13 protein-coding genes and 1 riboswitch are annotated in these 13440 nt (G+C 35.5%); of the genes, 9 read left to right on the top strand and 4 right to left on the bottom strand.

The genetic code is table 11. The annotated features are described in order from the left end of the window. Positions 1-35 precede the first annotated feature (35 nt). Together CAT7_RS07295 and gorA are read left to right on the top strand one after the other, a co-directional pair. Positions 36-1379 (top strand): uracil-xanthine permease family protein, encoded by a 1344-nt coding sequence (locus CAT7_RS07295; RefSeq protein WP_007723902.1) that lies wholly within the window; start codon positions 36-38, stop codon positions 1377-1379. A 163-nt stretch (positions 1380-1542) separates the two neighbouring features. Continuing rightward, complete coding sequence (gene gorA / locus CAT7_RS07290) at positions 1543-2895, top strand: glutathione-disulfide reductase (RefSeq protein WP_007723901.1); 1353 nt, start codon at positions 1543-1545, stop codon at positions 2893-2895. Between the two features lie 149 nt (positions 2896-3044). Here gorA and CAT7_RS07285 read toward each other — a convergent pair whose 3' ends face one another. Next, complete coding sequence (locus CAT7_RS07285; RefSeq protein ID WP_007723900.1) at positions 3045-3272, bottom strand: hypothetical protein; 228 nt, start codon at positions 3270-3272, stop codon at positions 3045-3047. A 255-nt stretch (positions 3273-3527) separates the two neighbouring features. Continuing rightward, a riboswitch (purine riboswitch) is annotated at positions 3528-3628 on the top strand. 164 nt (positions 3629-3792) lie between these two features. Here CAT7_RS07285 and CAT7_RS07280 point away from each other — a divergent pair. Beyond that, on the top strand, positions 3793-5253 hold the full coding sequence (locus tag CAT7_RS07280; RefSeq protein WP_007723899.1) for an NCS2 family permease: 1461 nt from the start codon (positions 3793-3795) through the stop codon (positions 5251-5253). A 171-nt stretch (positions 5254-5424) separates the two neighbouring features. Next, positions 5425-5910: an AI-2E family transporter gene (locus CAT7_RS07275; protein WP_007723898.1), complete on the top strand. Its 486-nt coding sequence runs from the start codon at positions 5425-5427 to the stop codon at positions 5908-5910. A gap of 321 nt (positions 5911-6231) precedes the next feature. On the opposite strand, the gene CAT7_RS07270 is transcribed toward CAT7_RS07275, so the two are convergent. Together CAT7_RS07270 and CAT7_RS07265 are read right to left on the bottom strand one after the other, a co-directional pair. Continuing rightward, entirely contained in the window at positions 6232-6981 is a 750-nt protein-coding gene (locus CAT7_RS07270) for an NAD-dependent epimerase/dehydratase family protein (protein ID WP_007723897.1), read from the bottom strand. An 83-nt stretch (positions 6982-7064) separates the two neighbouring features. After that, the gene (locus CAT7_RS07265; RefSeq protein ID WP_007723895.1) at positions 7065-7262 is read right to left on the bottom strand and encodes a CsbD family protein; all 198 of its coding nucleotides are present in this window, start codon (positions 7260-7262) and stop codon (positions 7065-7067) included. 247 nt (positions 7263-7509) lie between these two features. Between CAT7_RS07265 and tsaB the strand changes: the two genes are divergently transcribed. From tsaB to tsaD, 4 genes are read left to right on the top strand one after another with little or no spacing between them, the layout of a single operon-like run. Beyond that, positions 7510-8232: a tRNA (adenosine(37)-N6)-threonylcarbamoyltransferase complex dimerization subunit type 1 TsaB gene (gene tsaB / locus CAT7_RS07260; protein ID WP_007723893.1), complete on the top strand. Its 723-nt coding sequence runs from the start codon at positions 7510-7512 to the stop codon at positions 8230-8232. Further along, complete coding sequence (gene rimI, locus CAT7_RS07255) at positions 8216-8791, top strand: ribosomal protein S18-alanine N-acetyltransferase (RefSeq protein ID WP_007723890.1); 576 nt, start codon at positions 8216-8218, stop codon at positions 8789-8791. The genes tsaB and rimI (CAT7_RS07255) overlap by 17 nt, the downstream gene beginning before the upstream one ends. A gap of 11 nt (positions 8792-8802) precedes the next feature. Then, positions 8803-9279 carry a ribosomal protein S18-alanine N-acetyltransferase gene (gene rimI, locus CAT7_RS07250; protein ID WP_007723888.1) on the top strand — a complete coding sequence of 159 codons (477 nt, stop codon included), beginning with the start codon at positions 8803-8805 and terminating at the stop codon, positions 9277-9279. A 30-nt stretch (positions 9280-9309) separates the two neighbouring features. Then, entirely contained in the window at positions 9310-10329 is a 1020-nt protein-coding gene (tsaD, locus tag CAT7_RS07245) for a tRNA (adenosine(37)-N6)-threonylcarbamoyltransferase complex transferase subunit TsaD (RefSeq protein ID WP_007723886.1), read from the top strand. Between the two features lie 297 nt (positions 10330-10626). Here the strand turns inward: tsaD and CAT7_RS07240 are convergent, their stop codons facing one another. After that, positions 10627-12573: an ABC-F family ATP-binding cassette domain-containing protein gene (locus CAT7_RS07240; RefSeq protein ID WP_007723882.1), complete on the bottom strand. Its 1947-nt coding sequence runs from the start codon at positions 12571-12573 to the stop codon at positions 10627-10629. A gap of 318 nt (positions 12574-12891) precedes the next feature. On the opposite strand from CAT7_RS07240, the gene CAT7_RS07235 reads away from it, so the two are divergent. Beyond that, positions 12892-13440: redox-sensing transcriptional repressor Rex (locus CAT7_RS07235; RefSeq protein ID WP_007723880.1), on the top strand; the 549-nt coding region annotated here is incomplete at its 3' end.

The raw sequence follows: 13440 nt of genomic DNA, 5'->3' as shown, positions 1-13440 counted from the left end.
GCGTGAGTTATAAGTATAAATTAGGAGCTGATTAAATGAACTTTCTTTCTTCGATGAAGAGAAATAAACCCTTTAATAGAAGCAAGTATGATGTAGATGGTATTCCTCCATTGAGGGAAGCAGTTCCGCTAGGGTTGCAACATATCTTCGCCATGTTTTTAGGTAATATAGCCGTTCCAATAATTGTAGCAAAAGTAGTTGGAATTTCCGGCAGAGATTTAACCGTTTTAGTCCAAAGTGCAATGGTAATGGCTGGGGTAGCGACGTTAATACAGTGTTACCCAATCTGGAAAGTTGGGGCTAAGCTTCCTGTTGTAATGGGAACTAGTTTTGGTTTTTTACCAACTAATATTTCAATCGCTAGTGGATACGGTATCTCTGGTTTACTAGGAGCTACATTCGTTGGTGGGCTCTTTTGTGCAGGATTAGGATTTATTTTACAACCCTTAAGACGATTTTTTCCAAAAGTTGTTACGGGAACAGTCGTGTTGACGATTGGTTTATCCTTACTCCCAACAGGTATTCAAGCTATGGCTGGTGGAAATGGGTCTGAAACGTTTGGCTCAATGAAAAATTGGTCAGTTTCTTTATTTGTTATGTTTTTAGTTTTAATTTTAAATCAATTCGGTAAAGGTATGGCTAAAACATCATCTATTTTAATTGCTATTGTTATAGGATATATTGTGGCGGTTGCTCTTAACATGGTTGAATTTGGTCCAATAAAAGAAGCAACTTGGTTTTCATTGCCTCAACCTCTTTATTTCCCATTGACGTTTCAATGGGGTGCTATCGCACCTATGTTGATTATGTTTGTCGTTACAGCAGTAGAAACAGTTGGAGATGTTACCGCAATAACGATGGGTGGGTCAGATAGAGAGCCAACAGATAAAGAACTATCTGGATCTATCATAGCAAATGGAGTGACTTCTGCATTAGCAGCTATGTTCAATTCTTTACCGAACACCTCTTTTAGTCAAAATGTTGGGATGATTTCTTTTACTAAGTTGATGAGTCGTTATATTGTAGCGGTTGGATCAGTCTTTTTAATAGCTGCTGGGTTAGTCCCTAAGTTTGGAGCGATGATTTCTACTTTACCACAAGCAGTTATTGGTGGAGCTTCTATTATCATTTTTTCTCAAATTACACTAACAGGAATTGGTATATTAACGGCAGAGCCTTTAACAGATCGTTCAAAAGTAATCATTGGTCTTTCTTTAGTATTTGGATTAGGATTAACTCAAGTTCCTGAAGCGATGGCAGGTTTACCCGATTTAGTAGCAATTTTATTTGGAGAATCAGCGATTGTAATAAGTTGTTTAGTAGCATTAATCTTGAATATTATTATGCCAGCAGATCCTGTAGCAACAACTAAAAAATAAATGCATAAACAGCTCACTTATTAAATCCATTTTAAAGAAGAGGTTAAGAATCTTGCAGAATAATTACACGAGCAAATGAATCTTGCAAAAGCTTCTCCTTTCTTTGTGACTAATAATTCGCTATACTTAAGTAAGCATATGGAAGAAAGTAGGAATTTATAAAATGAGTAAACATTATGATTATATTGCAATTGGTGGAGGAAGTGGCGGGATTGCTTCTGCTAACCGTGCAGGAATGCATGGAGCAAGCGTTGCTTTGATTGAAGGAAATGCTATTGGTGGAACGTGTGTGAATGTAGGGTGTGTGCCTAAAAAAGTTATGTGGCATGGCGCTCAAATGCTAGATGATATGAAATTATATGCAGAAGACTATGGTATTACAATCAAAGATAGTCAATTGAATTTTGAAAAATTAGTAAAAAATAGAGAAAATTATATTTCGCGTCTACACACGATTTATCAAAAAAACTTAACTAACAACAACGTTGAATTGATCAATGGATACGCGAAATTTATTGATGCACATACGATTGAAGTAAATGGTGAGCAACTAACTGCTGATCACTTTTTGATTGCAACAGGCGGACGTCCTGAGTTACCAAAAATTCCTGGTGCAGAATATGGAATTGATTCAGATGGATTCTTTGAATTAACGGAATTACCTGAACGAGTAGCGATTATTGGTGCAGGTTATATTGCTGTTGAATTAGCAGGTGTGTTACATGGGTTAGGTTCAGATACTCATTTATTTGTTAGAAAGCACGCTCCATTACGGAACTTTGATTCAATCATTGTGGAAGGACTGGTTGAAACAATGGCCAGAGAAGGTGCAACTTTGCATACTCATTCTATTCCTAAAGAAGTCATAAAAAATGAAGACGGCACTTTAACGATCCACTTTGAAGACGGATCTACTCATATAACAGATACACTTATATGGGCGATTGGCCGTCAACCAAATACAAAAAACTTAAACCTTGAAGTAACGGATGTAGAATTAAATGCTGGTGGATACATTACAGTGGACCAATACCAAAATACAACGGCCAAAAATATTTATGCTATTGGAGATGTGACCGGACATATTGAATTAACGCCTGTGGCTATAGCTGCAGGACGTCGACTTTCTGAACGTTTATTTAATAACAAACCAAATTCATTTTTAGATTACACGAATATTCCAACGGTTATCTTTAGTCATCCACCAATTGGAACGATTGGTATGTCTGAGGAAGAAGCTAAAGAAATGTATGGAGAAGCAGATATCAAAGTGTACACATCTACTTTTACTTCTATGCATAGTTCCATAACAGCTAACCGACAAAAAACTTATATGAAATTGGTTTGCCAAGGAGGAAACGAAAAAATTGTTGGCTTGCATGGACTTGGAAAAGGGTTAGACGAAATGGTCCAAGGATTTGCAGTAGCCATTAAAATGGGTGCCACAAAAGCTGATTTTGACAACACAGTAGCGATTCACCCTACTGGAGCTGAAGAATTCGTTACAATGACTTAGTTAAATCAGTATGACGAATAGATTAACTAACAAGTTTCGCTAGCCTCATGTTTTTTGGTCTGAGAAGAGCGGTGTTTCTAATAAAAAAACGGCCACTTACTTTTGATGATTTATTTCATCAAAAGTAAGTGGCCGTTTTTTAAGCGAATTTATTCGTAATGCCAATCTCCATTACTGCTGTAATGAACAATTTCACCATTGTTAAAGTGAACATCCATTGTTTGAAGTTCATTATTCCATAGGACTTCATCAATATTTTCTTTAGTGTATTTAGGAGGATCATCCAATGTGTCCATGTGTTGCGCATAAACGTTGGTCAACCAGCTGATTTGACCTGAATCTAATTCACTATACCCTTTTACCTGTGTGAAATCCATAATAATTCCCTCCTGTATTGTTTGAGTCTATTGTAACGTATTTAAAGAAAAATTAGAAAAGATAACGCTTGTTGAAAATAAGTGATGGGAAAAAGAAAGCGGTTGAGAATTAGAAACAAATAAGAGTAAAAATGACGGTAATTAAACAAAATAGTGATATAATAGCGAATTTCGAGTAAAACACGAACAATCAACTGATTTTTTTAATGTAATATACATTTTAAGGTTGTTTTATAAAAAATCATCTTATATAATTAACTTGCAATGTTTAGAACCGAATATAATTAAGCGATATGGGCTTTAAGTTTCTACCGAACACCGTAAATGTTCAGACTATTGGTTCTAAATAAACTCATTTTAGTTTATTTAGAGATACATTAGATGCATTGGGATAACTGTGATTATTTATATTGTTTTTGTAATTATTGCTTTACCAACAGTTAGGTAGAAAGACTGAAACTCAGTAGATTTAACTAGTACGGTTCACTTTGTAATATAAATAAAGTGGGGATATAGTAAAATGGAAAAGTTTTTTAAATTAAAAGAAAATGGAACGACGGTAGGTACTGAAATTACAGCAGGACTAACGACTTTCTTCGCAATGTCTTATATTATTTTTGTCAATCCGGCAATTCTTTCTTTAACGGGGATGCCTTCACAAGCTGTTTTCTTATCAACTTTGATTGCTGCGGCTATTGGAACGTTAGTGATGGGATTATTTGCAAATGTACCTTATGCACAGGCACCAGGTATGGGATTGAATGCTTTCTTTACTTATACAGTTGTCTTTGCACTAGGTTTTACATGGCAAGAAGCTTTAGCAATGGTCTTTCTTTGTGGACTGTTTAATATATTAATTACGGTAACAAAGATACGTAAAATGATTATTCGTTCGATTCCTGAAAGTCTGCAACATGCGATTAGTGCTGGAATTGGTGTTTTTGTTGCTTACATCGGAATTAAAAACTCAGGATTCCTTCAGTTCACTTCTGAACCAGGTAATATCCAAACGATTAATAATGCACCTTTTGATGCAACAGCTTCTTATTCGGATGGTATTTCAAGTGTCGTAACTGGTGGGGGGATTGTTCCTGCATTAGTGAATTTTACAAGTCCTGGATCATTATTAGCCTTGATTGGTTTGATTATCACTGTCATTTTATTAGTGAAAAATGTAAGAGGAGCTATTCTGATTGGTATCATTGTTACAACGATTATTGGAATTCCAATGGGTGTAGTAGACGTTTCAGTCATTTCTAACCCAGCTAATTCCTTAGGAAGTGCTTTTACAGAACTAGGAACGACTTTTGGTGCTGCATTTGGGAGTGAAGGAATGATTTCTTTATTCAGTAGTGCGTCACGGTTGCCTTTAGTAATCATGACTATTTTTGCTTTCAGTTTGTCAGATGTATTTGATACGATTGGAACATTTATTGGAACTGGCCGCAAAACAGGTATCTTTACTAAAGAAGATGAAGAAGCATTAGACAATAGTACTGGTTTTAAAACAAAAATGGATAAAGCTTTATTCGCAGATGCTATCGCAACTTCTGTAGGCGCTATTTTTGGAACATCTAACACAACGACTTTTGTTGAAAGTGCAGCTGGTATTGGCGCCGGCGGAAGAACCGGTTTAACAAGTGTTGTTGTAGCTGTGTTATTCCTGTTAACAAGCTTATTCTCACCACTAGTCGCACTTGTACCTGCTCAAGCAACGTCTGCATCTTTAATCTTAGTCGGTGTGATGATGATGTCTTCATTCTTAGAAATCAAGTGGGACAATTTAGAAGAAGCTATTCCAGCATTCTTTGCTTCTATCTTTATGGGATTATCTTATAGCATTTCATATGGTATCGCTGCTGGGTTCATTTTCTACGTTATTGTTAAAGTAGTCAAAGGGAAAAGTAAAGATATTCATCCTGTATTATGGGTCTCAACATTATTGTTTGTTTTGAATTTCTTAATCATGGCATTCATCTAAAAAAATAAAAAGTAACTGAAGGAAATCCTATCAAACGGCAGTAGCGTACTGTTGGCGTTTAATAGGATTTTTTTGTATGATTAAAGATACTACTCAAGTTGGATTACAGAATATGATGAATCTCGTACAATGAAATAAAGAAATAAATAAATGGAAAAAGGAGGGATGACAATGGAAGATGTAAAAGAAATATTGGTTAAGTCGATAAAAGGGATCAAGGGTTATTTCAAAGCAGAATTAAAATTAGCAGCATTAACATTTATTCTATTATGTATTGGATTTTTTATCATAGGAATGGATTACTGGGGAATAAAAGCTCTAGGAGTAGCAGTAGTCGATATTATCCCTATTTTAGGAAGTGGAATTATCATGATTCCTTGGGCACTTGTTCACTTCTTGATTGGAAATACAACTATTGCGTGGCAATTAGGCTTGGTCTATATCATTGTTACCGTGATTCGCCAAATTGCTGAACCTTTTGTGACAGGTAGAGAAATAGGGGTAAGACCTCTGTACACATTTATCTCAACAGTTGTCTGTATGCTTGTTTTTGGTCCTTTTGGAGCATTAATAGGTGCAGTAGTAGCAATCGTCATAAAAGCTATTTATGAAGTGAAAATGATTCGGAAAAGTGAGTACAATGATTGGGAAAATTAGGGGGTGTTTTAAAACTAGTTTATCACGAGAAAAATAGCTGCGATAGGCCGAATCAAAATTGTTATCTGTTTGAGTAGACGCAATAAGCCCTCATTCGACTCACTCAAAGTCGTTTCCCACTTGAATAGAAGCAATGAGTCTTTATTCGATCAACTCAAAACCAATTTCTATTTGAGTAGGCACAATAAATCCTCATTCGGCCAACTTGAAGTCAGTTTCCTATTTGAGCAGACGCAATGCGTCTTAGTAGTTTTCAAACACGTCCTAATTAAGAAATGGCTTCGTTTCTCTCATAAGGGAGTAACGAAGCCATTTCTTTAGTTAATCATTCTTGAAATACCCATACATATTAAATCCGTTATCTTTTGGATGGTAACCAATATCCACTTTCGCTTGATCAATATCTAAACGGGGAAAAGTGTTATTGGAAATGCCATTAGCTAATAAGAAAGGTTCTTTCAACTGAGCTGTTAAACAACAGTCAATAAGATGGCACATATCTCTACCAGATAAATAATTCGCCATGGCCTCTGGTGCATCTAAAGCAGGCTTATCATTTTCTTTGAAGTCTCCAATTCGAAGACCAATCGATTCTAGACCAGTTGTAAAAGCGTAATGACTTGCTAAACCTTCTAGGTAAACTTTAGATACACCGTATAAGTCAGCAGGCCTAACCGGGTCATTGGTAGCTACTTGAACATTTTGTGGATAAGCATCAACAGCATGAATTGAGCTGGCAAAAATAATTCGTTTAACAGAATCATTTTTTGAAGCTTCCATATAAAGATTATGAGGAATTTTGTAATTCAAATCTAAAAGACTGTCGTAAAATTCAGCATCTGGACTAGGGTCTCCAGCTAATTGGATGACGTATTCAATCCCGTCCAATAAACCTTTCCAATTAGCCAAAACAGATAAATCCAATTCTTTTGTGGCCGTACCTGCCACAAGTTCTTTGTCAGAATCAGAAAAATCAATATCCACTAAAGTTAATTCATGGTTGTTTTTTAAATGAGACGTTAGGACTTTTCCAATTGTTCCAGTCGCTCCAGTAATTAAAATTTTAGCCAACTGATTACCTCCTTAAAAAAATAAATTAAGTTAAAAAGAGTACCACGTTAGCAGTACTCTTTAGGGGGAAACAAAGTTAATTCTTACTTATTGTTCTTATCATTAAAATCGTCTTTTACTTTACCGACTTTTTTTTCTACTTCGCCTTTAGCTTTTTGAGCTTTACCTTCAGCTTGTTTGCTGTGGTCGTTTGTTGCGTCACCGTATGAGTCTTTAGCTTCACCGACAACTTTATCTTTAATACCTTTAGCTTTATCTTTCATTCCGTTATCTTTATCCATGAACAATTCCTCCTATGAGACTAGATTTTTTTACGGCGATAATTTTAACTGACCAAATACATCACGTATAGAGTTGAGTATTTGGAAAAGTGATAAGAATTATCTTACAAATAAAGCATAACTTCTTAAAAATAAAAAATCAACTAATACGCTTTCATAAGACTAATTAAAAATTAGGAATTTAAGTTTTCAAGAGATATGTGCTAAAATAAAGCTAGAATTAAGTTGGACAAAAAGGAGCCGTTTCATGAAGGTATTAGCAATAGATACATCGAATCAAGCAATGAGTATTGCGGTATTAGATGATGAGAAAGTTATAGGAGAAATCACAACAAACATCAAACGTAATCATAGCGAACGCTTGATGCCTGCTATTGATGAATTAATGAAGGATGTACAATGGCAATCCAGTGAACTAAATCGAATAGTAGTAGCTAAAGGGCCAGGCTCATACACAGGTTTACGAATTGGTGTCACGGTTGCCAAAACGTTGGCTTGGACTCTGGGAGTTGAATTAGTAGGCATTTCTAGTTTAAAAATCTTAGCTGGAAACTGTGAATCTTCACCGCATTATCTTGTACCTTTATTTGATGCTCGTCGAAAAAATATTTATACGGGTTTATACCAATGGCAAAATGGGAAATTGATTCAAATCGAAGAAGACAAACACATTTCGGCTGAACAGTGGGCTGAATACTTAAGTAAAAAAGAAGGAACATTTGAATTGATTGGCGAAGATCAAGCTATATTTAAAGACACATTTGAACGTTATTTAATGAACCGGGTGTATGAAGCTCCATTAAAAGACCACCTTCCAAAAGCAAGTGTTTTAGGCCTATTAGGATTAAAGGAAGAACCTGTGGATGCTCACACGTTTACGCCTGATTACTTGAAACTAGCAGAAGCGGAGGAAAATTGGCGCAAAGAACATCCAGATCAACTGGAGGAAGCGTATGTTGAGAAAATTTAAACAGTGGTTTAGCATTGAAGAAATTGATTCGCTTATACGCCCTTTTTTTAGCGGAAATTTAGCTAAACGGACAAGACTAGAGCGAGAAATGATTCAGTTGAATGACGGTTCTTTTTTGAAAGCATCAATTGCGTCAGTATCAGATATTTCAGATATTTTAGAAATAGAAACACTTTGTTACAATGGTAAAACGCCTTGGAATAAAAAAGCGCTAGAACAGGAAATCAAAACCAATAACCGGGCTATTTATTTGATTGTTCGGGAGTCTAATAAGGCTATCGGGTTTATTAGTGCCTGGTTAGTAGAAAAAGAAACGCATATTACAAATGTAGCTGTTATTCCAAATTATCAAAAGCGTGGAATCGCTACGTTCTTGATTTCTGAACTACAAAAAATTTCTGAGCATGAGGGTATGCAAAAAATAAGTTTAGAAGTTCGCATTTCAAATGACACTGCGCAACGCCTTTATGCTGAGTTGGGGTTTCAAAAAGGAAAAATAAAAATAGATTACTATACTGGTGATAAAGAAGATGCACTGGAAATGAGTAAATTTATATGAGGGTTTGAGGGATGGATAATCAGCGTACAACAGATCGAGAAATTGTTTTTTTGTTTAATCAAAGTTCAGCGTTAACCGAACAGGAATTGTATCAATTAGCTGAAAATAGTTATCCAAATGGAAGTCCGTGGTCTGTTGAAATCTATAAGAGTGAATTGACAGGAACTTATAATGAATATGGGATTGCTTTACACAAAAATAAAAAAATAGGATTCATCGGGTATACGCAGCTTTTTGATGAAGCCGAAATAACAACATTTGGTATTTTGACGCCATTTAAAAATCAAGGAATTGGTCAGTTGTTTTTGCGCTCCTTTATAGAATATTTAAAAGCCAAAGAAATAAAGAAATTATTTTTAGAAGTCCGAGAGCAAAATAAAGCGGCTATCACTGTATATAAAAAACTAGGCTTTGAAACGATTGCTGTTCGTAAAAACTATTACCATGGTCCAGTAGACCATGCCTTGATTATGCAATTGAGCATATAAAAAGAGTTCATTAGAGAAAGAGTGAAAAGCATGTCTGCAAAGAGAAATTTAATTTTAGCTGTTGAATCGAGTTGCGATGAAACAAGTGTGGCTGTAGTTGAAGATGGAACTATCGTTCATTCAAATATAGTTGCGTCACAAATAAAAAGCCATATGCGTTTTGGCGGTGTTGTTCCTGAAATTGCCAGCCGACACCATGTTGAACAAATTACCCAATGTATCGAAGAAGCTTTAACGGAAGCTGAAGTTGGCTATGATGACTTATCTGCAGTAGCGGTTACTCAAGGCCCAGGTTTAGTAGGCGCTCTTTTAATTGGGGTTAATGCAGCGAAAGCTGTTGCGTATGCTCACCAATTGCCGTTGATTGCTGTCAATCATATGGCAGGACATATTTATGCCAATCGATTGGTTAAACCGCTTATTTTTCCACTTCTAGCGCTTGTCGTTAGTGGCGGTCATACTGAGCTGGTTTATATGAAAGAAGATGGTGACTACACAATTATTGGGGAAACCAGAGACGATGCAGCTGGGGAAGCTTATGATAAAATTGGACGAGTACTAGGTTTGCCTTATCCAGGTGGAAAGAAAATTGATGAGATGGCCCACCTTGGAGAAGATACCTATCATTTTCCAAGAGCGATGCTAAAAGAAGATAATTATGATTTTAGTTTCAGCGGACTAAAAAGTTCTTTTATTAATACTGTTCATAATGCTAACCAAAAAGGGGAACCCTTAAATGACATCAATTTAGCTGCTAGTTTTCAAGCAAGTGTGACTGAAGTATTGGTTTCAAAAACGCTTAGAGCAGCTAAAGAATATGATGTGAAACAATTGCTTTTAGCAGGAGGAGTAGCTGCAAATAAAGGGTTGCGTGATACTTTTACAAAAGTAATGGCTGAAGAATTGCCAGATGTAGAAATGATTATTCCGCCTTTGTCGCTCTGCGGGGATAATGCAGCTATGATTGGAGCAGCCGCATTTATTCAATACCAAAAAGACCAATTCACCGATTATGCGTTGAATGCTAAACCAGGATTAACTTTTAATTAAAGCAAAAAAGAAATTGGATTATTCCAATTTCTTTTTTTTGATTTTTATGATTGATAGATGGGTTCATTTGTAAAAAAATGAATTTCTGGAGGAATAGAATTGCTTGTAGCCTATTGAGTATTCAATGCGAATGACTCGGCATTAGCGCTCTAGCGATTAGGCTGTGTTTGAGGTTTGAAAGATCTTAAGACTTTAGGCTTAAGACGGTGCCAGGGCTCTATACAAGCGAATCCGTCTATTTCATAAGAAATTTTTTAAAAGCATCCATAGAATTTGTTGAATAAAATTTTTTGTCTTTTATTGCAATTCTTCTAATTGTAGACTTTTTTCTTCCCATTCATTAACTAAATTGTCCAATTTCTCTTGGGCAACGTTAAGTTCTACGTTTAATTCTTGCACGCGCAGATGATCTCCGAATACTTCTGGATCAATTAATTGCGTTTCACAATTTGTAATGATCGTTTCAAATTCTTCCATTTCTGATTCAATCGCTTCAATTCGACGCGTCAATTGGCGTAGCAATTTTTGCTCTTCTTTATTGATTTCTCGATTTGCTTTTATCGTTGGTACGGGTTCGCTTTTGTCTGTTTTTGCGGTCTCAGCTTCAGCTATCAAACGCAACTCTTCTTGTTCAGCTTTCTTCTCAATGTAATAGTCGTAATCTCCTAAATAAAGAGTACTGCCATTTTCAGAGAGTTCAATGATGGTTGTCGCTATTCGGTTAATAAAGTAACGGTCATGAGAGACAAACAACAATGTCCCATCAAAATCAATTAAAGCATTTTCCAATACTTCTTTACTGTCGATGTCTAGATGATTCGTAGGCTCATCCAACATGAGGAAATTGTCTTTATTCATAGCCAGTTTAGCTAAAGCCAAACGTGCTTTTTCACCACCACTTAAGGATGAAACTGATTTTTCAACATCTGCTCCAGAAAATAAGAAACTGCCCAAAATAGAACGAATGTCTTTTTCAGGAGTAGTTGAGTGATCATCCCAAAGCTCTGCTAGAACCGATTTAGTTGAATTCAAATCAGATTGTTCTTGATCATAATAACCCAATAATACATTTGTACCCATTTGTTTTTCGCCTTGGATTAATGGAAGTTGTCCAATGAGTGATTTTAATAACGTGGATTTTCCAATTCCATTTGGTCCAACTAACGCAATAGAATCATATTTACGCACATCTAATGCAATAGGGCTAGATAAAATAGTATCGTCGTAACCAATTGCACCGTTAGTTAAAGACAATACCATATTGCCGCTTTCTTTTTCTGATTTAAATGAAAAATGAGCTGATTTTTCGTCTCCTTGAGGCTTATCAATCCGATCCATTTTTTCTAGCTGTTTCCGTCTGCTTTGCGCTCGTTTCGTTGTTGATGCACGGACTAGGTTACGGTTGACGAAATCTTCTAATTTAGCAATTTCGCCTTGTTGTTTCTCGAATTCTTTCCATTCTTGTTCAAGTTGTGCAGCTTTCAGATCTAAATACCTTGAATAATTTCCTTTGTAATGAGAAATCTTTTTACGGCTAATCTCATAAACTTCATTCACGACTTTGTCTAAAAAGTAACGGTCATGAGAAACAATCAGCAATGCTCCTTTGTAAGATTGCAAATAGCTTTCCAGCCAGCTTAATGTTTCGATATCTAAATGGTTTGTTGGCTCATCAAGAATCAGTAAGTCTTTCTTTTCTAACAATAATTTTGCTAAAGCTAATCGCGTTTTTTGGCCACCAGAAAGTTGGTTGATTTGTTTAGTATAATCTTCTTCATAAAAACGAAAACCATGTAAGACAGAACGAATCTCAGATTGATATCCGAAGCCATTTTCCTCACGAAAGCGGTGCTGAATCTGATCATAGCGATTTAATGTTGCGTGGTATAGTTCTTCATTAGAAAGCAGTTCTGGATCTCCAAGTTGTTTTTCAATAGTACGCAAATCTTTTTCAAGTTGGATAACAGGTTCAAAAACTAGTAACATTTCATCCCATATAGTTCTTTCAGAGGCTAAACCAGTATTTTGAGCCAAATACCCAATAGTGACTTGTTTGCCTTTAACAATTTTTCCATAGTCAGGTTGCTCGATATCTGCAATCATTTTTAAAAGAGTCGATTTACCTGTACCATTTCTTCCAACTAAAGCGATACGAGAGTTTTCTTGAATTTCTAAATAAATATTTTCAAACAACACTTCTGCTCCAAAATAACGGGCAACATGTTGTGCTTGTAATAGAATCATAGTCTTGGTCCTCATTTCATCATTCTCAATAGTAGTTTAGCATAGATTTAGTTCAAGGGAAATTACTATCCATTATAGGCTAACTTTTCAGAAGTGAATTCACAAGGATTCATGTGAATTTTAGTAATATAACTAATAGTAAGTATATGAAATTATAAAAAAAACAAAAAAAGTGGTAGTAATATAATAGGGAAGTGATATAATAATACCGTTCACTTGAAAAAAGATTGTGAAGGAAAATATATAATTGTTTGCTTGTGAAATTTGAAACAGCAAATCAATTGAAGAAATTTGATTATAACTGATGGAGGAAAAAGAATGGTAGAAAAAAAAATACCCAATGCAACGGCTAGGCGATTGCCTATTTATTATCGCTATTTGCGATTCTTACACGATTCCGGAAAAGTACGTGTTTCTTCAACTGAATTGAGTGAGGCTATTAAAGTAGATAGTGCAACAATTCGAAGAGACTTTTCATATTTTGGTGCTTTAGGAAAAAGAGGATACGGTTATGATGTTGAGGATTTGATGAACTTCTTCAGCAAAACGCTTAAACAAGATCGCTTAACAAATGTTGCTCTAATTGGAGTAGGGAACTTAGGACATGCTTTATTGAACTATAACTTCCATCAAAGCAATAATATGCGGATCAGTGCCGCGTTTGATATAAATAAAGAAATCGTAGGTACCATTTTAAGTGGTGTTCCTATTTACCATATGGATGATATGATTGAACAACTGAAAGTTCAACAAATTGAAATTGTTATTATCACGATTCCATCAAATGTAGCACAAGAAACAACTGACCGATTAGTTGAAGCAAATGTAAGAGGGATTTTGAACTTTACACCTTTTAGAATCTCTGTA

The sequence above is a fragment of the Carnobacterium sp. AT7 genome, from assembly GCF_000171855.1.
Classification (GTDB): domain Bacteria; phylum Bacillota; class Bacilli; order Lactobacillales; family Carnobacteriaceae; genus Carnobacterium_B; species Carnobacterium_B jeotgali.
This window is presented reverse-complemented; position numbering and strand designations above follow the sequence as displayed.